This is a genomic window from Microvirga sp. KLBC 81 (assembly GCF_003075415.1).
Lineage (GTDB): Bacteria > Pseudomonadota > Alphaproteobacteria > Rhizobiales > Beijerinckiaceae > Microvirga.
Map to the genome: position 1 here is coordinate 1 of NZ_QDAH01000081.1, position 18975 is coordinate 18975.

At 60.8% G+C, this 18975-nt stretch carries 19 protein-coding genes and 1 pseudogene; 13 read left to right on the forward strand and 7 right to left on the reverse strand.

Going from position 1 to position 18975, the window contains the following annotated elements; genetic code table 11:
- Nucleotides 1-1041: 1041 nt before the first annotated feature.
- From DC522_RS27425 to DC522_RS27475, 12 genes and pseudogenes are all read left to right on the forward strand, one after another.
- Nucleotides 1042-2064, forward strand: a complete 1023-nt coding sequence (locus DC522_RS27425) for a Zn-dependent oxidoreductase (RefSeq protein WP_165820336.1) — start codon at nucleotides 1042-1044, stop codon at nucleotides 2062-2064.
- A 59-nt stretch (nucleotides 2065-2123) separates the two neighbouring features.
- Complete coding sequence (locus DC522_RS27430) at nucleotides 2124-3119, forward strand: TRAP transporter substrate-binding protein (RefSeq protein ID WP_116531731.1); 996 nt, start codon at nucleotides 2124-2126, stop codon at nucleotides 3117-3119.
- Between the two features lie 94 nt (nucleotides 3120-3213).
- Nucleotides 3214-3714 (forward strand): TRAP transporter small permease, encoded by a 501-nt coding sequence (locus DC522_RS27435; RefSeq protein WP_116531732.1) that lies wholly within the window; start codon nucleotides 3214-3216, stop codon nucleotides 3712-3714.
- Nucleotides 3714-4991 (forward strand): TRAP transporter large permease, encoded by a 1278-nt coding sequence (locus DC522_RS27440; protein WP_116531733.1) that lies wholly within the window; start codon nucleotides 3714-3716, stop codon nucleotides 4989-4991. Before DC522_RS27435 ends, DC522_RS27440 begins: the two co-directional genes overlap by 1 nt.
- 7 nt (nucleotides 4992-4998) lie before the next feature.
- The gene (locus DC522_RS27445) at nucleotides 4999-5718 is read left to right on the forward strand and encodes a GntR family transcriptional regulator (RefSeq protein ID WP_245444598.1); all 720 of its coding nucleotides are present in this window, start codon (nucleotides 4999-5001) and stop codon (nucleotides 5716-5718) included.
- Nucleotides 5711-7231 carry a mannitol dehydrogenase family protein gene (locus tag DC522_RS27450; RefSeq protein ID WP_245444600.1) on the forward strand — a complete coding sequence of 507 codons (1521 nt, stop codon included), beginning with the start codon at nucleotides 5711-5713 and terminating at the stop codon, nucleotides 7229-7231. Before DC522_RS27445 ends, DC522_RS27450 begins: the two co-directional genes overlap by 8 nt.
- Before the next feature lie 25 nt (nucleotides 7232-7256).
- Entirely contained in the window at nucleotides 7257-8453 is a 1197-nt protein-coding gene (gene uxuA / locus DC522_RS27455) for a mannonate dehydratase (RefSeq protein WP_116531735.1), read from the forward strand.
- A 222-nt stretch (nucleotides 8454-8675) separates the two neighbouring features.
- Nucleotides 8676-9203, forward strand: a pseudogene (locus DC522_RS37515) (PfkB family carbohydrate kinase); the annotation flags it as partial.
- A gap of 152 nt (nucleotides 9204-9355) precedes the next feature.
- Complete coding sequence (locus tag DC522_RS37520; protein ID WP_371680654.1) at nucleotides 9356-9541, forward strand: PfkB family carbohydrate kinase; 186 nt, start codon at nucleotides 9356-9358, stop codon at nucleotides 9539-9541.
- Nucleotides 9542-9576: 35 nt separating this feature from the next.
- Nucleotides 9577-10257: a bifunctional 4-hydroxy-2-oxoglutarate aldolase/2-dehydro-3-deoxy-phosphogluconate aldolase gene (eda, locus tag DC522_RS27465; protein WP_116531736.1), complete on the forward strand. Its 681-nt coding sequence runs from the start codon at nucleotides 9577-9579 to the stop codon at nucleotides 10255-10257.
- A gap of 405 nt (nucleotides 10258-10662) precedes the next feature.
- On the forward strand, nucleotides 10663-11772 hold the full coding sequence (locus DC522_RS27470) for a DUF3182 family protein (protein ID WP_116531737.1): 1110 nt from the start codon (nucleotides 10663-10665) through the stop codon (nucleotides 11770-11772).
- Entirely contained in the window at nucleotides 11756-12562 is an 807-nt protein-coding gene (locus DC522_RS27475; protein ID WP_116531738.1) for a S9 family peptidase, read from the forward strand. The genes DC522_RS27470 and DC522_RS27475 overlap by 17 nt, the downstream gene beginning before the upstream one ends.
- A gap of 283 nt (nucleotides 12563-12845) precedes the next feature.
- Here the strand turns inward: DC522_RS27475 and DC522_RS27480 are convergent, their stop codons facing one another.
- The 7 genes from DC522_RS27480 to DC522_RS27510 form a co-directional block, all read right to left on the reverse strand.
- On the reverse strand, nucleotides 12846-13523 hold the full coding sequence (locus tag DC522_RS27480; RefSeq protein WP_116531739.1) for a protein-L-isoaspartate(D-aspartate) O-methyltransferase: 678 nt from the start codon (nucleotides 13521-13523) through the stop codon (nucleotides 12846-12848).
- A gap of 862 nt (nucleotides 13524-14385) precedes the next feature.
- Nucleotides 14386-14847 carry a YbhB/YbcL family Raf kinase inhibitor-like protein gene (locus DC522_RS27485; protein WP_116531740.1) on the reverse strand — a complete coding sequence of 154 codons (462 nt, stop codon included), beginning with the start codon at nucleotides 14845-14847 and terminating at the stop codon, nucleotides 14386-14388.
- A 38-nt stretch (nucleotides 14848-14885) separates the two neighbouring features.
- On the reverse strand, nucleotides 14886-15380 hold the full coding sequence (locus DC522_RS27490) for a ferritin-like domain-containing protein (RefSeq protein ID WP_116531741.1): 495 nt from the start codon (nucleotides 15378-15380) through the stop codon (nucleotides 14886-14888).
- Complete coding sequence (locus tag DC522_RS27495; protein ID WP_116531742.1) at nucleotides 15377-16054, reverse strand: phosphoribosyltransferase; 678 nt, start codon at nucleotides 16052-16054, stop codon at nucleotides 15377-15379. Before DC522_RS27495 ends, DC522_RS27490 begins: the two co-directional genes overlap by 4 nt.
- A gap of 2 nt (nucleotides 16055-16056) precedes the next feature.
- On the reverse strand, nucleotides 16057-16737 hold the full coding sequence (locus DC522_RS27500; protein WP_133239387.1) for a dienelactone hydrolase family protein: 681 nt from the start codon (nucleotides 16735-16737) through the stop codon (nucleotides 16057-16059).
- 43 nt (nucleotides 16738-16780) lie between these two features.
- On the reverse strand, nucleotides 16781-17227 hold the full coding sequence (locus DC522_RS27505) for a CBS domain-containing protein (RefSeq protein WP_116531744.1): 447 nt from the start codon (nucleotides 17225-17227) through the stop codon (nucleotides 16781-16783).
- Between the two features lie 135 nt (nucleotides 17228-17362).
- On the reverse strand, nucleotides 17363-17869 hold the full coding sequence (locus DC522_RS27510; protein WP_116531745.1) for a DUF2267 domain-containing protein: 507 nt from the start codon (nucleotides 17867-17869) through the stop codon (nucleotides 17363-17365).
- A 738-nt stretch (nucleotides 17870-18607) separates the two neighbouring features.
- Between DC522_RS27510 and DC522_RS34420 the strand changes: the two genes are divergently transcribed.
- Nucleotides 18608-18787 carry a hypothetical protein gene (locus tag DC522_RS34420; protein ID WP_133239388.1) on the forward strand — a complete coding sequence of 60 codons (180 nt, stop codon included), beginning with the start codon at nucleotides 18608-18610 and terminating at the stop codon, nucleotides 18785-18787.
- Nucleotides 18788-18975: the final 188 nt, after the last annotated feature.

The window sequence follows — 18975 nt, forward strand, 5'->3', positions numbered from 1 at the left end:
GACCTGGAACGTGCTCCTTGCGTGGCTCAACGCCCCACAGCTTACGAGCAAGCGGCGCAGGAGCACGGCCGGACCATTCCATTATCGATGACGGTATCCGCCAGTCGCCCTCCACAGAGCGTCAGGCTCCAAAGCTCCCTGCCGTGCGATCTGCCCAAGCGCATCAAGCCAATTAACTCAAGACTCCGCTTCTAGCGTCGCAGGCGCTGCACGTTTGCCCGCACACGTTTGCGGTAACCTTTGATAACTTTGTGGGCAGATCCACCAGACGCCACTGTTACAGAAGCCTCTGCAAAAGCAGCGACCTTCTCCGTTACCATCAACATGGACTCGGCAGGCGTGCCCCGACCAAGAGCGATCTGAGTCAATCGGGTCCAGATGACGATCTGAGACTCAACAGCCAGCCTGTTCGTCTCCATCGCTAGTTTCGCCCATGAAAAAACCATCAGTGCCCCCATTCCGATTACCGCGGCCGAACTTGCCGCTCCGCGCTTGTGACTCAGAAACCAACCGAAGATTGCTTGTTATCGGTTCGTGTCCAGGTACCGTGAGTTGGTTAAGTCAAGAAGTCCAGGTTCGTGTGACCGTTCGTCTGCCTTCCTGTACCTTGGATCAGGCCTCCGACGTCTGCTCAGGGCCCACGCCAGCATGAGTGACCGACCTATTCCGAAACGGCGTGAACTTCATAAGCAAGGTATCGCAGCCGGGATACCGTGTCGTGGCGTCGGCTTACGTCAACCCCTTCTTGAGCGTCTGCTTTCTCGGCAAAAGCAGGACTCCAGCCAATGTCCCCCTGGTGCCCGCAGGGGACCTATAAGCTCGCTAAAGTTGATAGCGGAATGCGAAGCTGTCCCGACTTGGAAGCCACCTGTCCTGAGCTTCTGAGGCTGCGAAACTTCGCCGCAGAGTTTATCGACAGATAAAATGTCTCAGCATAGGTAGGCCAAAAGCGGCGGCGCCTTAAACTAAAGTCTAGGCAGCGATCGATTGACCAGTATGATTGCAACCAATACTGGTCGACTAGTCGACAAGGAGTATACCGTGCTCGCCATCTCGGTTCAGTCGCCCCATCACCTTGATGCTCATGAAGTTGCCTCGCCTGACAGGCCTGGAACCGGAGAAATCCTGCTGCGGACCGTAAGAGCGGGCATCTGCGGCTCGGATCTTCACATTCTTCACGGTTCCAATCCTTTCGCCCGGTACCCGCGCATCATCGGCCATGAATTTGCCGGCACCGTCGAGGCCGTCGGCACTGATGTTGAGGGTCTTGCCCCTGGCGACCGTGTCGTCGTTGATCCTGTTGTGTCATGCGGCCACTGCTATGCATGCCGGGTTGGCCGACACAATGTCTGCGGGAATCTCGAAGTCTTCGGCGTCCATCGAGACGGCGGCTTTCGGGACAGGCTTGTCGTACCGGCGGCCAACTGCGTGAAGGTGCCGGACTCAATGCCCTTCGAGATCGCAGCCCTGGCCGAGCCGTTCTCGATCGCCGCAAACGTTCTCTCCCGCACCGGCATCGACGCCGGTGACACGGTGCTGATTTATGGGGCCGGCACCGTCGGGCTCACGGTTCTCCAGGTTGCCAAGCTCCATGGAGCCCGCTGCCTGATCGCCGACATCGATTCCGCCCGTCTCGAACGGGCGCGAGCCTTCGGCGCTGATGTGACCATCCATTCGCGTGAACAATCGGTTCCAGATGCCGTCAAGGATGAGAACGAGGGACTGGGCCCCACGGTCATCATTGACGGCGCAGGCATTCCTGCCCTGCTGGAGGAAGCCTGCCGGATCGCGAGCCCGGCCGGACGCATCGGTCTACTCGGTTTCTCGCCGGCTCCCTGCAACATCAGCCAGCAGGAAATCGTCAAGAAGGAGCTGACCCTGGTCGGCTCCCGTCTGAACCGAAAGCTCCTGCCACAGGTCGTAACTTGGCTCGCCGAGGGGAAGCTCAATCCGGCAGCCATGGTCACGCAGACGTTCCCGGCGCGTGAGGCCCGTGCGGCTTTTGACCTGATCGAGACGCGCCCACAGGACACCATCAAGGTTCAGCTCGCCTTCGGCGAATGAGGACTGTTTCGCACGACCGACGCACGAGAAGGGCGCGGCTTTTACCAAGGAGGAAATCGATGTCATACCAATCCAAGTTCACGCGCCGAGCCATTGCCGGTGCCATGGGCGCCCTTCTCGCGGTCGGCATTGCCGGTCCCGCGTTCGCTCAGGCGAAGACGACCCTGAAGCTGGGACATCTCGGAAACGAGGAGAATGTCTGGCACAAGGCCGCTCTGAAGTTTGCCGAGGAGGTCTCCAAGCGCACCAATGGCGAGATCGAGGTCAAGGTCTTCCCGAACGAGCAACTCGGCAAGGAAACCGACCTGATCAAGGGCATTCAGCTCGGCACGGTCGACTTCACGATCACGGGCGAGTCCCTGCAGAACTGGGCTCCGTCGGCAGCCCTGTTGGCGGTTCCGTATGCTATCCGTGATCTCGATCACCTCGACAAGGTGGTGAACGGTCCGGTCGGCCAGAAGATCGCTCAGAACATCGAAGAGAAGACACAGCTCAAGCCCCTCGCCTACTTCGCCCGGGGTGCCCGCGAGCTGACCTCGAACCGCCCAATCAAGACGCCGGACGATCTCAACGGCCTCAAGCTGCGGGTTCCCAACGTGCCGCTCTTCGTCAAGGTCTGGGAAACCCTCGGCGCCAAGCCGACGCCAATGGCGTTCTCGGAGGTGTTCACCTCCCTGCAGAACCACACGATCGATGCACAGGAAAATCCGCTGGCTCTGATCAAGTCCGCCAGCCTCAACGAAGTTCAGAAGTACGTGAACCAGACCGATCACGTTCTGAGCTGGATCTATCTGGTTGGCGGCAGCAAGAAGCTCGGACGTCTCAGTGCCGAGCAGCAGAAGGCGATTGCCGAAGCAGCCAAGGCTGCCCAGGCTTATGAGCGCGAGCTCTTCCTGAAGGACGAGCAGCAGCTTGCCGCCGATCTCAAGGCGAAAGGCATGGAGTTCGTCGCTTCCGACAAGGCGGCCTTCGCCGCCAAGGCGCAGCAGGCAGTCGCGTCGTCTCTGCCGTCTGAGATCAAGCCGCTCTACGACGAAATCGTCGCGACGAAGTAATCGCATTCGATGAGCCCCTGAGCCGCCTCCTTTGGAAGCGGCTCAGGTCTTGTCTGACTGGGATCGAAACGACGTCATGCGAAGGAGAGTGACCATGCGCAATGTCATTGCCGCCATCCTGGCGGCTGCTCTCGCGATCTGCCGCTATGGCACGATCGCTGCCTTCAGTGTCCTCATCGGCGTCGTCACCATCCAGGTGCTTGGTCGTGTGCCGGGCTTTCCTTCCCCTTCCTGGACGGAAGAGGTCGCCCGCTTCGCACTGGTCTATCTTGTTGCCTTCTCGTGCGGGGTCGCTGTTCTTCGCGGAGAGCTCGTCAATGTCGATCTTTTCGTTGGGCCGCTCCCTGAGAGTGTCCGCAGAGTGATCGACCGGATCGTCGATCTCATCATCTTCGGATTCGCCATCGCCATTATTCCGGGTGCCTACGATTACGTCGCGGGCAGCATCGGTGAACGGGCGCGCTCAATCGACATACCCATGGTCGTGATCTACGTGGTCACGCTGATAATCCCAATTTCTCTTGCCTTCTTCTCACTCGCTCGGCTCTTCGGTTTCGGACAATCCGCGCCTGCAAGCCATGGGGAGCTCCTCTGATGCTTGTCACCCTTCTCTTCACGACATTCGCGGTTTGCCTTATCCTAGGCGTTCCAGTCGGCATCTCGCTGGGCCTTGCAGCGGCTGTGTATCTCATCGGCGCAGACATCGATCTCAGCGTCGTACCTCAGTTCATGTTTGCAGGCATGGATTCTTTCGTCCTGCTCTGCATCCCCGGCTTCGTGCTCGCCGGTAACCTGATGAATGGTGGTGGCATCACCGACCAGATCGTACGCTTCGGCAATGCGGTCGTCGGCCACATCCGCGGCGGCCTCGGTCTCGCGAATGTTCTAGGCTCGATGATCTTCGCTGGCATCTCGGGCACGGCCGTCGCGGAGACGGCTTCGATCGGCTCCGTCATGATTCCCGCCATGCGCAAGTCCGGCTATGACGCGCCCTTCGCGGCGGCCGTCACAGCGGCGGCCTCGACGGTTGGCCCCATCATTCCGCCGAGCGTGCCGATGATCATCGTAGGCACCCTGACCGGCCTCTCCGTCGGGAAAATGTTTCTGGCTGGCGCCGTTCCGGGTCTCTTACTGGGACTGGGCATGATGGTGACGGTCTACATCCTGTCACGTAAGCGCGGCTATCCGAAAGGCACCTGGAGCGGCCTCGGCCATGTTCTCTCCACCAGCAAGGGCGCATTCTGGGCCCTTCTGATGACAGGTGTCATCCTGTTCGGTATCGTGGGCGGCTTCTTCACCCCGACCGAAGCCTCGATCGTCTCGGCGCTCTATGCCTTCGTGGTCGGCCTGTTCATCTACAAAGGGTTCAAGCTGGTCCACCTTCCCAAGCTCATGCTCGAGAGCGCCATCGGCTCCGGCGCCCTGATCCTCTTGGTGGGCCTGGCGAACGTTTTCGGCTGGATCCTCACGAGCGAACAGATCCCTCAGATGATCGCCGAGGCGATGCTGTCGCTGACCACGAACAAGTATCTGATCATTCTTCTGATCAACATCTTGCTCCTGATCGTCGGCACCTTCATGGAAACGATCGCGGCATTGATCATCCTGTTCCCGCCCCTGCTCGCCGTTGCCACAAAGGTCGGCATCGACCCGATCCACTTTGCAACCTTCGCGGTGCTCAACCTGATGATCGGCCTGACGACGCCGCCGGTGGGCGTGTGTCTCTTCGTGGCAGCCAACATCGCCAAGATCTCCCTGGCAGCGATCTCCCGGGCGATTTGGCCCTTCCTCCTCTGCAACATCCTGATCCTGCTCCTGGTATCCTACGTCCCCGAAATCTCGCTCTGGCTGCCGAGCTTCTTTTACAAGTGAGCCGCCAATGTCCTCATCCAACATGTATGACAATGTTGAACGGGCCCAAGGCACGGCGGCCTCGCTGCCCTCTGCGACCGTGCGTGGCATTCATGCCCAGATCCGCGAAGACATCGTGACGCTCCGGCTTCGGCCGGGAGTGCGCCTGTCGGAGAACGAGCTCGCCCTGCGCTTCGGCACCAGCCGTGCGCCAGTGCGGGAAGCCCTCATCCGACTTGTCGAGGAAGGGCTCATTGAAGTCCTCCCGCAGCGCGGCAGCTTTGTGAGCCGGATCTCTCTCGCTTCCATGCAGCGCGCGCGTTTTGTGCGTGAAGCATTGGAAATCGCGATTGTCCGACGCGCCGCTGAACGGGGTCTTTCCCCGCAAGCGCACGAGAGAGCCATAGCGGCCCTGATCGAACAGGAGCAGGCTCAAGCGGACCCGGAGCGCTTTACACTTGCAGATGATACCTTCCATCGCACTCTGGCGGACGATATCGGGATCGCCCAGATCTGGTCTGTGCTGGAACGGGAAAAGTCCCAGTTCGATCGCGTGCGTTTTCTGAGCCTTCCGGTAAGGACGCCGGTCGAGTCCCTCATTGTGCAGCACAAAGATATTCTCAATGCCATTCTCCGGCAGGATCCCGAGGGAGCCGAGGCGGCGATGCGCGTCCATCTCTCAGAGGTTCTCAAGATTACGGAGAAGCTCGCAGCCGAGCATCCGGACCTGATCATCAACGATGTCTAACCAACAGAAGCTCATGACGGCGGACACTCCCCTTCTGTCTCCAGCGACTCTCAGCGCCGCGAAAGTTGGAACACTGCGCCCTGGCTATGATCGCGATCGCCTTCGCACCGGGATTGTCCATCTCGGCCTTGGTGCATTCGTGCGTGCGCATCAGGCTCTCTACACGGAAGACCTGCTCGCGACCGAACCCGGGGACTGGGGTATGACCGGCATCAGCCTCCAGCGCCCGGACCAGCGTGACCGTCTGATGCCGCAGGGCAGGCTTTATACTGCGTTGCAGAAGGATGCCTCGGGAGTATCGGCACGCATCGTTGGCTGCCTCAATTCGGTCATGGTGGCTGCCGAGGACCCGGTTGCGGTCGTTGAAGCCATGGCGGACCCCAGCATCCGCATTGTCAGCCTGACGGTGACCGAAAAAGGATACTGCATCGATCCGGCAACGGGACGTCTGCAGGAGCATCATCCCGATATTCAACACGATCTCGAATATCCGGGTGAGCCCCGCACGGCTGTCGGCTTCATTCTTGCCGCGCTGGAGCGCCGGCGGGACGCCGGCATGGCTCCCTTCACGGTTCTGTGCTGCGACAATCTACCCTCCAACGGACACCTCCTCGCGTCGCTTGTCAGCGATTTTGCTGCCTTACGGGATTGTGGCCTGGCCACCTGGGTCGAGAGATACGCCGCCTTCCCGTCAACGATGGTCGACCGGATTGTTCCTGCGACGACGACAGAGGATATCGCCGAAGCTGCCCGACTGACGGGGCTCGCAGATGCCGCGCCCGTGGTTCACGAGCCTTACCGCCAATGGGTGATCGAAGACCGGTTCATCGACAACTCCCGCCCACGCTGGGAGCGCGTCGGAGCCGAGTTGGTCAGCGATGTCGCTCCATATGAGCACATGAAGCTTCGGCTCCTCAACGGAGCCCATTCCGCTCTCGCCTATCTGGGCTATCTCGCGGGACACGAAACGATTGCCGACACGATGGCTGATCCAGCTCTCCGGCTCTATGTCGAGGGGCTCTGGCAGGAGATCATACCCGTTGTCCCCGCGCCTCCTGGAACCGACCTCTCCAGTTATGCAAAGACGCTCCTGGAGCGGTTTTCCAACCCTGCCATTCGGCACCGCACCTGGCAGATCGCCATGGACGGCTCGCAGAAGCTCCCGCAGCGACTGCTTTCAACCGTGCGCGAGCGCCTCGCCCCGAACGTTGATCTGCCGAGGATCGCGCTCGCCGTCGCCGCCTGGTTGCGTTACGTCGGCGGCACCGATGAACGCGGACGGGAGATCGATGTTCGCGATCCCCTCGCTGCTCATCTTCGCGCCGTTCTCGATCGAGCCGGCGAAGCTCCTCAAGACCGGGTTCGCGCAGTTCTCGGCATCGAGGCCATTTTCGGCCCGGATCTACCGCGCGATCCGCGTTTCGAGAACGCATTGACTTCTGCCTATACCCAATTGCTCACGCGCGGCGCTCGCAATGCTGCGGCGGAGCTCAGTTCTTTCGCCGGCGTATGAGCCGGGCTGCTACGAGGTTATTGCTATGGAACAGACTTGGCGCTGGTTCGGCCCCCAAGATGCCGTTAAGCTTCCCCATATCCGCCAGACCGGGGCAACCGGTATCGTGACGGCCCTGCACCACATTCCGTACGGCGTCCTCTGGAGTGTCGAGGAGATCGGGAAGCGCAAGGCCGAGATTACGGCTGATGCCTCGCTCGGCCTGCGCTGGAGCGTGGTCGAGAGCCTGCCGATCCATGAAAACATCAAGATTGGGGAAGGCGATCTCACCACTCTCTTCGACAATTACCGCCAGTCCCTGCGCAACCTCGCGCAATGCGGCATCACTACGGTCTGCTACAATTTCATGCCGGTCGTCGACTGGACCCGAACTGAACTCGCCCATCCTTTGCCGGGTGGCGGAACGGCCCTGCGTTTCAACGCCCACGAATATGCCGCGTTCGACTGCTTCATGCTGCAACGTCCTGGCGCGGAGGCGGATCAATCCCCTGAAGTGCTCGCTCGTGCCAAGGAGTGGTACGATCGCTCTACGGAAGCCGATCGCAGCAAGCTGCTTGCCAATATCATGGCCGGTCTTCCCGGGGCTTACGACCGCTACGACATTCCTGGTCTCCGGGTGATGCTCGATCGCTACCGCGACATCGACGCGGCAGCCCTGCGCGAGAACCTGGCGCGGTTCCTGCGCGAGGTGATCCCCGTGGCTGAGGAGGTCGGCATCCGGATGTGCATTCACCCGGATGATCCGCCACGTTCATTGATGGGTCTGCCACGTATCGTCTCGAACGCAGACGACATCGCCTTCATTGTCGGCGCGGTCGACTCCCCATCAAATGGCATTACCCTGTGCAGCGGCTCCCTTGGAGCGGGTCCAGCCAATGATGTGCCTGCCATTGCGAGGCGCTTTGCAAACCGCATCTGGTTCGCTCACCTGCGCAACGTGGCGAAGGAGCCGGATGGTTCCTTCATGGAAGCCGACCATCTGGGCGGTGACACCGATATGGTTGCCGTTGTCATCGCTCTTCTAGAAGAGCAAAAGCGCCGCAAGGATGCCGGTGATCCGAAATGGCGCATCCCGATGCGGCCGGACCACGGCCACGAATTGCTCGACGACGTGGGCAAGCCGACACATCCCGGATACCCGGCCATCGGTCGCCTCAAGGGACTTGCCGAGTTGCGCGGCGTGATGACGGCTGTCTCAGCCCTGCGGAACCTGCCGCTTTAGGGCATCATGCAGACAAGTGGCCCCGGTCGCCCCGTGCAGTGATGTGCTCATCCAAGAAAAGAGCTGATTCCATGCCAATGGAAACAGCTCTAGTGTCGGGGATCCCGCGACACAAACACCTCACCTCGCCTAAAGAGAGCCACCGCGTTTCCGTTTCGGTCTGCCAAGACAGAGTTCCGGTAGGTACCAGTTATGACGAAGATTGCCTGCGTCGGCGAATGTATGATCGAGCTTCGTGAAGAGGCCGACGGTCGGCTGTCACGCGGATACGGCGGAGATACGTTCAATACAGCCGTCTATCTCGCACGCCTTGGAATGCCAGTCGATTACGTCACCGCGCTCGGCGATGATGACTGGAGCGAGGATCTGATCGGTGCCTGGAACAAGGAGGGCGTCGGCACGGAACAAGTGCTGCGTCTGCCCGGCCGTCTTCCCGGGCTCTACATCATTCAAACCGATTCCAAGGGCGAACGCAGGTTTTCCTATTGGCGCGAAAGCGCAGCTGCCCGCTCGCTGTTCGAGGCGCCCGAAGCCAAACGCGTTATCGCGGCCCTCAGAACCTACGACCTGATCTATCTGTCGGGGATCAGCCTGTCCCTCTATGGGACGAGGGGACGGGAACATCTTTTTGATGTTCTTCGTGAGGCTCGGCGTCAAGGAAGGCGCGTAGCTTTCGACACGAATTTCAGGTCGCGCGGCTGGCCCGATCCCGCAACAGCGCAAACCGCATTCCGCCGGATATTCGAGCTCGCCGACATCATCTTCGCCTCGAAGGAAGACCTCGATCTCCTGTTCGGCGATGATGGAGCAAAGGTCCTCATGGCTGTTTCGGATAAAGCCGAGATCATCATCAAACATCCCGACCTCACCTGCGTGTCATCGCGAAGGGCGAGGACATTCTGGTGCCGGGGACTCCGGCGGAGGACGTCGTCGACACGACCGCCGCCGGCGACAGCTTTGCGGCCGCCTATCTCCACGCACGCCTGTCCGGCGCGACCTTGGAAGCCGCTGCGAGTGCAGGCCACCGCCTCGCACGTCAGGTGGTCCGCTATCGCGGCGCGATTATTCCGGCGGACGCGATGCCATAGCACCGATCCCGCCAAGTTGCTCGAGGAGCCCTTGTATGCCTCAGGATGTGGCAAGTCTATCCGACACACGAGACGAAAAGCTGGCAGAGCTTCTTCATTTCGGCCCTATCATTCCGGTGATCACCATCGATCGCCTGGAGGACGGCGTTCCTCTTGCGCGCGCGCTCATCGCAGGCGGACTCCGTCTGCTGGAGATCACACTCAGGACACCTGCGGCGATTGATGCGGCTGCTGCGATCATCGCGGAGGTTCCTGAGGCAATCGTCGGCATTGGAACAGTCCTCACTCCGGACGATCTTGAACGCGCCCAGACCCTGGGAGCGCGCTTCGCCTTAAGCCCGGGCGCTACGCCGGCACTGCTCGAAGCAGCCACCCGGAGCGTGATACCTTTCATTCCCGGCATCGCGACCCCATCCGAGCTCATGGAAGCCCTGGCCTACGGCTTCAAAACAGTTAAATTCTTTCCCGCAGCCGCTTCGGGCGGTATTCCCGCTCTGAAGGCTTTGGCAGGTCCATTCCCGCAGGCGCGCTTCTGCCCGACCGGCGGAATCGACGAGAAGAACGCCAAGGATTGGCTCGCTCTTCCCAACGTGATCGCAGTCGGAGGATCATGGATCTGTCCATCATCCGAGATCAGCGCCGGAGCCTGGGATCAAATCACAAACCGGACCCGTCAAACGATCTCGTCTTTATCGCAGAATAGTGGGCCGCGCTGAAGACGACATTCGGAGAGGGCCGGTAAGTCACCAATCGGGAAGCACGGTCGGTGATTAGCAAGGACACTCGGTCAGCGCTTCATACAATCCCTGTATCGACCGCTACGGTCAGCGGACTCGGCTGGAGACTGCTGTAAACGTGCCTCGCTGCGACAGGACGGCAGACATCAGAATCATCGCCTGGGCTGGCTCATTGTCCGATCTCACGGGTCGGGGCGTCCGCATCGGGTCAGGCTCGGAAGTCCTCTGTTCTACACGAACGTCTGCTCAAGCCGAGCGAGCAGACCTAAGATAGCGTGGGCCGGTTGCGTGCCGGAACTCCTGGCTACCGAGGGGTTTGGTTCATGCAGCGATGGTGCTGCCCGTCTTTGACAGGTCAGAGACGCTTGCGCATGAGGGCTTAGGTTGGCGCACGATGTGGTTGTCGAATACTCGCCCCTGGGCGGCGGGTTCTGCGATGCGCATGAGCGGAGCACGCGGGCAACGGTCGCCAAACGATTGGCCGCATTGATGGGAGTTGATTATGCGGGCACATACGACCGCACCGTCGTTTATCCCGGCAGGGTCTATTTCGTCCCGAGCACCACGTTGGTCGGCCTCGAGCAGGCGGCTCAGCTTGGCATCACGGGAGAGCGTGATCTCTTCGGTGGGGTGGTGCCACATCCGTTCGTTTGCACCAAAGCCATCACTCACCCGCTGATCCGGCCAAATGCCTCCGCACCCGAGGGCTGGTCCGACACATTTCCTCGCCAAGTGCAAAGCGCTGTGCTTGAAGGATACTCGGTCTTTTCATCAGAGCAGGCCCAGATAGCCGGACAGCGTCTCCTGGAGGACGGACCTGTGCGCCTCAAACCGGTAAACGCCACTGCCGGCCGCGGGCAGAGAGTGGTCCAGAATCGGACCGAGCTCACTGAAGCCCTCGCTACCATCGATCCGGCTGAGTTGACAGGCGCTGGGCTAGTTCTGGAGGAGAACCTCACAGCGGTGACCACCTATAGTGTCGGTCAGGTGCGCGTGGCTGACCTCACGGCGACGTACTACGGCAGCCAACGGCTGACAACTGACGGTAGCGGGAAAGACGTCTATGGTGGATCTGACCTTGTGGTCGTGCGCGGCGACTTTGATACGCTAGTCCAGCTGCCTCTTCCCAAGGGCGTTCACACGGCTGTGGAGCAGGCTCGGGCCTACGATGCAGCCACAAGCGTCTTTCCCGGGATGTTTGCCTCACGCCGCAACTATGACGTGGCTCAGGGGATCAACGCTCGCGGCCAGTGGCGCTCGGGCGTCCTGGAGCAATCCTGGCGCATTGGCGGCGCGACGGGCGCTGAAATCGCCGCCCTCGAATCGTTCCGGGATAATCCCGGCCTACAGGTGGTTCACGCAGCCACCTTCGAAATCTATGGCGAGAGCCAAGCTCCGCCTCCACACGCCACAGTGTACTTTCGTGGGGTAGATGAGAAAGTCGGATTCTTGACCAAGTACGCACTGGTGAGGGCTCATGGCGACACGAGATGACCGGATCGACATTTCCGTCGATGATCAGCGGATTTGCGGCACCTTGGTTACTCCGGCAACAGTTGTGCCAGGGGTTCTTTTTCTGCACGGCTGGGGTGGTAGCCAGGAGCAGTACCTGACCCGAGCCCGTGAGATCGCAGCCTTGGGCTGTGTCTGTCTGACCGCTGATCTCCGGGGCCATGCAGGAACCGAAGCGCAGAAGGAGACGGTCACGCGCGAGGAGAACCTTCGCGATGCACTTGCGGTCTACGACACTCTGGTCAGCCATCCGGCAGTTGATAAGCAAGCTATTGCGGTGGTGGGCAGCAGCTATGGCGGCTACCTGGCTGCGATCCTGAGTTCACTGCGTCCTGTGCGCTGGCTCGCTCTGCGCGTGCCTGCCCTCTATCGGGACGAGGACTGGCCGCTACCAAAGCAGCAGCTGAAGAAGTACGGCCTTGCTGACTACCGGCAAGGCCGGGTCACCCCCGCCCAAAACAGGGCCTTAGCGGCCTGTGCGGCGTTCAGGGGTGACGTGCTGGTCGTGGAGTCGGAGCACGATGACATCATTCCACACCCGGTGATCGAGAACTATCTTGCAGCGCTCAAAGGGGCGCACTCCCTCACCTACCGTGTGATCGAGGGGGCTGATCATGGCCTATCCGAAGAGGCGTGGCAGCAGGCTTACACGTCCCTGCTCGTCACCTGGGCTACCGAGATGGTGCTGGGGGCCAGAGAAGAGGGTGCGGCCCCAGGAGTGCACACGCACCTCCGGCCAGCTCCCCGCAGAGAGCCTCCAACGGCAGCATGATGGCAAGCGGGCTCCCTAGAGCATCGTGCGGAACCGAAGGTCCGCGTCAGCGAAAAGGGGATCCGGTTTTCCGCCTGAACGATGCTCTCATTGAAGGAGAAAGCATCGGATGGGTCCCAAAAGTGCAAATCCACTTTTCACGTCCGAGGCTGTAGAAGTCCAGCTGCGGCGGCGTAGCAGTACCCGAAGCGATCAGCACAAGGATCAGGGCGCTCTGACTCTGCTGAGTATTGCTCCCGGTGAGGCCCCTTGAGCAACTCGCGGTCATCAACCATCGGCTGTTTCACATGATTGTCTCAAGCCGGCTGAATCGGACAGGCAGGAGTTCCTGAGCCTTCGTCCGATCATTGGCATCCTTCTCGACGACTGTAAGACGCTGCATCTCTTCCGGACCCAACGGCATCACCAAGCGCCCGCTTGGCTTGAGTTGGTCAAGCAGTGTGGCCGGTACCTTGTCAGCCGCCGCCGATACCAGGATCTTGTCGAAAGGGGCATGCTCGCGCCAGCCGCGGGATCCGTCTCCCTCCCTGATCTCAATATTAGTATAACCGAGTTGGCGAAGGAGATCCCGCGCAATGCTGGCGAATTCCTCGATAATCTCGATGCTCCAGACCCGATCTGCCAATTCCGCCAGAATCGCCGCGTGGTACCCTAGCCCGGTTCCCACCTCCAGCACCTTCTCGTCTGGTTGCGGTGACAGCAAATCCGTCATAAGCGCCACGATGAATGGCTGCGAGATCGTCTTGTCAAAGCCGATGGGCAGAGGGCTATCCTGGTAGGCATAAGGCGCAAGAGGCGCCGGGACAAAGAGATGCCGTGGCACTTTACGCATGGCGGCCATCACCCGCTCATCCAACACCGCTTTGCCGATTTCATCGCTGGCAAGATCAGCATGGATGGCGACCATCTCGACCATATGCCGACGTAGGATTGCTAAATGGCTCTCGTTCATCGGTTTCATGACGGACGCCTTTCACTGCATCACTCGAGGTCGATCTGCCTGCGAGCGGTTGGCTACGCTGAATAACGCTCAGGATGGCTGCTTGGTTGGCCAGATTGACTGAACCCCAAAATCTCAATCGAGCATCGAACCCTAGCCGTTGTTAATGGTCATTTCTTAGAGCGGCTCAGCGGAGAGCCTGGGGAGCAGGCGGAGGGGATCGACAATACGCGGATTGAAGCGACGGAGGTTGAAGCAATCCAAATGAAACTCGGAGAGCGGCATGACACAACGGGTCACTTGGCCGCCCAACAAGCTCCGATCCGCCCGCAGATGGGATTATGGCCGGCGGTTTGCTGCTCGCCGATAGCCTCACATCCAAGGAGCCAGTAGTTGGAAGGATCTTACCATGCGCAGGGCCGCATTAACGACCGGCTTTGAGCCCGGCTAGTGCTTCGAGGTACGACGCCGATAGAACTGGGCCCTACGATGAGACGCGTCTCACCCCCGCTGCGAACATGGCCGTGGGTGGTGAGAAGGCTACCGAGGAGCCAAGCCCCAGCACGAGAATGCGGATGCCTACTACTGCGTTTCCGGCTCGGCAGGCCAGACCCGGGGCTGCGGGTCCTTGGGGCCCTCTGGCAGGTAGTCGGGGTCGGGGCTGATGGGGCCGGGCTGGTCTTGTTTCGACCCACCCTGCTGTCGCCGATCGGACTCGCCTTCCGAGACATGTTCGGTCTTGTGGGGGTGATCAGGGCGACGCCCTGATGTCAGAACCAAATCCATCGGTTCATCGGGAGCAGCAAAAACAATCACTGGTGCACTCCAGGTTCAGATTGTCCCATTCGCCACTGCGAAACCTCAGCTTCCGGCACAGGCATCTTCATCGTTCGTAGACCCCGACCAGTTCCGCTTCGGCAATGATGTGAGGCATCGCCTCCGTCCAAATGTCCTCTGCCTTGGCCGAAGCCAGAATGTTGAGCTGCGGGATGTCGAGAGCAGCCAGCCTGAAATGATAATGGTGTGGCCCATGCCCCTTCGGCGGCTGGGGACCGTCGTAGCGCGCTTTGCCAAACCCGTTGACACCCTCACCTGCCCCACTCGGCCTGTGGCTCGATGCACCTTCCGGAAGACCTTTCTCGTCAGCAGGGATGTTGTACATTGCCCAGTGCCGGAACATTCCCGATGGTGCATCCGGGTCCTCGACGAGCACCATGAAGCTGCGGGTTCCAGGAGGGGCGCCGCGCCATTCCAGCGGTGGTGACACGTTCTCCCCGTCACGAGTGTATCTGGTCGGGATGACTTCGCCTTGCTTGAACGCCGAACTGGTGACCGTGAACGCCATGGCTCCTCTCCTCAACGCCTCCCTGGTCATCGCTCCGTCTAGGTTGCAGCCGCGTCTGGATTGACCATGCGCTTAGCGAGTCCCGTCAATATTTCGTCCGTTTGCTTCTCCTCCTCCAAGGAACTGAGAAGCGCCTGCAAATCATCCTCCAGCCCGAGCAGCTTCGCCCAGGTGGCGAGCGAGCCGTAAACCGCGATCTCGTAATGTTCGACCCGCTGTGCCGAGGCGATCAAACCGGCATCGCGCAGGTCCTGATCCCGAACCATGCCAGCCCACTTCTCGGCTTCACGCAGCATTGCCTGCATCGCTTGATCAACGTGCTCGCGCGGCTCGGCGCCGTGCCGGCGCAGGATCGCGTCAAGCCGAACTTGCTGGGAGCGGGTCTCTTCCAAGTGCGTTTGGATTGCTTGCTTGAGTTCCATATGGCTTGCCTCATCCGCCATCCTGGGCAAGGCATCAACGAGCTGAGCCTCGACGCTGCGCAGCTCCTGAAGTTCTGCGATGTACATGTCACGAAAGCTGTCGACATTCATGGGATACCCTTCCTGTTCCAACGTTGGGCCTCGTCCAGAAGCGTGACCACCTCCCGGTCTGAAGTCTGGCGGAAATCATCGTAGTGTTCCCCGACAGCGTAGAACGGCTCAGGGGTCATCAGGCAGATCACCTCGTCCGCCTCCAACCTGAGGCTTTCGATGGTGCTCTTCGGTGCAACCGGGACAGCCAGAATGAGACGTGCGGGCCGGGCGCTAGACAGCCCCTTTAAGGCCGCCCGCACGGTGCCGCCCGTCGCAATGCCGTCATCGACCACGATGGCGACCCGGCCCTCCACATCAACCGGTCGTCTGCCTGCGAGGTAGTGCTCGCGCCGGCGCTCGATCTCCTGCAGTTGCCGTTGAGTTTCTGCCTCGATGTAACCTGGCGGCACCGTGAGATAGCTGAGCGCCTCGTCGTTGAGCACGACCTCAGGGTGTGCTCCATCCACGACCGCGCCTAAACCAAATTCCGCATGACCAGGAGCCCCGATCTTGCGTACGAAAACGAGATCGAGCGGTGCTCGCAAAGCGCGGGCGACCTCGAAGGCCACTGGCACGCCGCCGCGTGGCAATGCCAGAACGACAGGGTTCTGACTGGCATAAGGCATCAGACGCGGGACGAGCTGGCGCCCTGCATCGGCTCGGTCGCGAAAGCTCAGAATATCGGGACGCATGTTCAGCCTCCTTGGCGCAGCCGCGGGACGAACCAGTCGCGGGCCAAGGCCACCACTTGATCGAGCGTGCCGGCCTCCTCGAACAGGTGCCCGGCACCAGGCACAATCGCCAGCCTCTTCTCGCAGGTAAGCTGCGCGAGCGCCTCATCATTGAGTTCGATCACTCCGCGATCCTCTCCGCCGACGATCAGGAGTGTCGGCGCACGGACCCTCGGAAGCGCCGCGCCGGCGAGATCTGGCCGGCCACCGCGCGATACGATGGCCGCAATCCGGTGTTGGGTCAGGGTATCCGCAACCAAAGCCGCGCCCGCGCCAGTGCTGGCCCCAAAGTAGCCGATGGGAACGTTGTGCGGCTCCTGAGAGCGTACCCAGTCAGTCGCAAGGGCCAAGCGTTCGGCCAACAGGCCGATGTCGAAGACGTTGCTGCGGTTGCTTGCCTCCTCCGGCTGGAGCAGATCGAACAGCAGCGTGCCAAGCCCTGAGCGCTGAAGACGCTCCGCCACGAGGCGGTTGCGCGGACTCAGGCGGCTGCTTCCGCTGCCATGGGCGAACAGGACAATGCCCTGCCCGGCCGCCGGACGGACTAGCGTTCCTGGGAGCCCAAGTGGTGCAATCGAAACCTCGACCTCAGGCCGATCGTGCATGTGACCCATCGGCCCTGGCCCGCTGCTCCTACCCGCCATGGCACGCCTCCTGGCTTGTGCCTGATCCAACGTGCCCCGTGATTTAGTATCGGGACCCTCCTGTCTGGGAGTGTTGGCCGCCGGGCTGCGAAATTCCGCTCACCGCTTCGCCGGCCGGACGCGCGCCCTCCATCACAGCGAGATCGCCCAGCGCAATGATGCCGACAAGGCGCTTGTCCCGATTAACCACGGGAAGACGACGCACCTGGAGCTCGGCCATGTTGTGCGCGACCGCATCCGTGTCGTCGTCCTCGAAGCAATACTTCACCTCGGGACTCATGACGTCGCGCACCAGCGTCTGTGGTCCCTTTCCTTCAGCCACCGCCCGCACGGCGATATCCCGATCAGTGATCATGCCAACGAGGCGATCATCTTCGCCGACCGGCATGATGCCGGCGTCGACGTCAGCCATCATTCGGGCTGCTTCCTGGATGCTCTGATCGGGACGGGCCACCCGCACATCGCGGGTCATGATTTCCGCTACACGCATGTCCTATCTCCACCAATCCGTCTGTCGTTGTCTGAGCCGCCATGGGTTCACCATGCTCGTGGGGACAAGGCCATTGTGACCATTCCGAGGGCTTCCATTTTCCTCGTATCGGACATGGCAGGGCCCCGATCGCCCTCAGGAACGCTCGCCACCCTTCGCGATATCGCCGCTCTGTGTGATGACCCGCTCCACCTCAACCTGTGTGTCGGGCGGGAACTCCAGCCAGATGGCCTGTACCTCGCCCGGAAGGGATTGCCTGATCTTCTCGACCTGCCCTGGAGTCACATGGCGCGACAGGACCCGGAACACCGCCTGCGTGGCGCTGCTGACATTGATCGTGCGGATCTGGGCCAACTGCGCCGCGATGGGCGCCAGAAACTCGTCCAGCGAGCGAGCCTTCTGGTCCATGCGGCCGGGAGCATGCCATTGGTCGTAGTAGGCACCTCGCACCAGAAGCGGCAGTTGCGAGCCGAGATGAACCGCCAGTTCCAGCGGGATGCGGTCACGGACTGCGCGGAGGACGGCCCCGAGCACGTGCCAGGCGGTCTGCCGGTCAGGGCCGATCTCCGCCATCAGTTCATCGAGCCAGATGTGGGTGGTTTGCAGTGTCTTGTCGAAGACGTCGAGACCAGTCGCGCTCATGGGAAACCTCCAGAGACTGCGAATGCTCACGAAGCCAACTCGGGGCGCCTCCGACGGTTCCGAGACCAGTCCAGCAAATGAGAGAGGCGATGCGGTTCAGCCACGCCGACGGTCGTTGCGCCAGCGGTTGCGATCTCGGGCGAATCTCTATCCTGCGAATATCCTCGTAGGTCTGATCTGCAACTGCCCGTCTGCGGGGGTGATACGGTCGGCCCCGATAGGCGTTTGCCTTCTGTCGGGAACGTATAGGAGCGCCCTCCGGCTGGAACGTGACAACGAACTGATTACCTTCCATTCGAGCCGGAATTCCGCTGTCTCTGGCGCGATTTTCGCCACTGTCACTTTACTGAACTGAGTTTATTTGTCCCGACAACTCTCCTGGCCATTCAGATCGCAGGGATGAAGCTGGGCACGAGGAACCCCAGTTCCGCCACCACGTTGGCTACACAAGCACGCAGGAACTAAGGCTACGCTTATGATCGGCCAATTCTGCCATCAAGACGTGGACAATCCTTGCCGCAACACCCAGGAAATGCAGCAGCGGGCAGCGAGCCAGATAGATCGTTGTGAGAACGCTCTCGAGAACCTTCACGGTGCTGGTTCGGTGCTCATGCCCGAGAGGTTCCGGGCGGCAACAGACAACTAATCTCGCTTGAGGCATCACGCGACCTTGCGTGCACGCACAGAGGCCGCACCTACGTCAACGCCCCCTCACGGTAAGCTCATAGGAGACGCGAAATGCCACAGAATGCAGGTCGTAACCAGGGTGGTTTCAACAAGACCCGTGACAAGAGCGCGGATAAAAAGCGCCGGAGTGACAACAACTCAGGCGCAGGCCACACCGAGGCAAACCCTGTCGATCCCGGAATCCGCACGGATGGTGGAGCACAAGACAGCATCACTGGGAGGCAGCGCTGAGTCTCGCAAGCGCGACGGATAGATCAGGGGACTAAACGCTGAATTGTGAGGAGAAGCTACGCTATTCGGCATCGGTTCCGTGAATTGGAAATCCCAAGGCGCTCTTGATGCTAGAGCAACGGCAGTTCTGACGGAATCGTTGGGGCTATGCGGTGTGGCGGCTTCGTGATTCACTCATCTTGGCTCTC

Excerpts from the sequence above, each read along its gene's own strand:
- DC522_RS27430 (WP_116531731.1), top strand. The coding sequence starts at position 2,124 with ATGTCATACCAATCCAAGTTCACGCGCCGAGCCATTGCCGGTGCCATG.
- DC522_RS27435 (WP_116531732.1), top strand. The coding sequence starts at position 3,214 with ATGCGCAATGTCATTGCCGCCATCCTGGCGGCTGCTCTCGCGATCTGC.
- DC522_RS27440 (WP_116531733.1), top strand. The coding sequence starts at position 3,714 with ATGCTTGTCACCCTTCTCTTCACGACATTCGCGGTTTGCCTTATCCTA.
- DC522_RS27445 (WP_245444598.1), top strand. The coding sequence starts at position 4,999 with ATGTCCTCATCCAACATGTATGACAATGTTGAACGGGCCCAAGGCACG.
- DC522_RS27450 (WP_245444600.1), top strand. The coding sequence starts at position 5,711 with ATGTCTAACCAACAGAAGCTCATGACGGCGGACACTCCCCTTCTGTCT.
- uxuA (WP_116531735.1), top strand. The coding sequence starts at position 7,257 with ATGGAACAGACTTGGCGCTGGTTCGGCCCCCAAGATGCCGTTAAGCTT.
- eda (WP_116531736.1), top strand. The coding sequence starts at position 9,577 with ATGCCTCAGGATGTGGCAAGTCTATCCGACACACGAGACGAAAAGCTG.
- DC522_RS27475 (WP_116531738.1), top strand. The coding sequence starts at position 11,756 with ATGGCGACACGAGATGACCGGATCGACATTTCCGTCGATGATCAGCGG.
- DC522_RS27480 (WP_116531739.1), bottom strand. The coding sequence starts at position 13,523 with ATGAAACCGATGAACGAGAGCCATTTAGCAATCCTACGTCGGCATATG.
- DC522_RS27485 (WP_116531740.1), bottom strand. The coding sequence starts at position 14,847 with ATGGCGTTCACGGTCACCAGTTCGGCGTTCAAGCAAGGCGAAGTCATC.
- DC522_RS27490 (WP_116531741.1), bottom strand. The coding sequence starts at position 15,380 with ATGAATGTCGACAGCTTTCGTGACATGTACATCGCAGAACTTCAGGAG.
- DC522_RS27495 (WP_116531742.1), bottom strand. The coding sequence starts at position 16,054 with ATGCGTCCCGATATTCTGAGCTTTCGCGACCGAGCCGATGCAGGGCGC.
- DC522_RS27500 (WP_133239387.1), bottom strand. The coding sequence starts at position 16,737 with ATGGCGGGTAGGAGCAGCGGGCCAGGGCCGATGGGTCACATGCACGAT.
- DC522_RS27505 (WP_116531744.1), bottom strand. The coding sequence starts at position 17,227 with ATGCGTGTAGCGGAAATCATGACCCGCGATGTGCGGGTGGCCCGTCCC.
- DC522_RS27510 (WP_116531745.1), bottom strand. The coding sequence starts at position 17,869 with ATGAGCGCGACTGGTCTCGACGTCTTCGACAAGACACTGCAAACCACC.
- DC522_RS34420 (WP_133239388.1), top strand. The coding sequence starts at position 18,608 with ATGCCACAGAATGCAGGTCGTAACCAGGGTGGTTTCAACAAGACCCGT.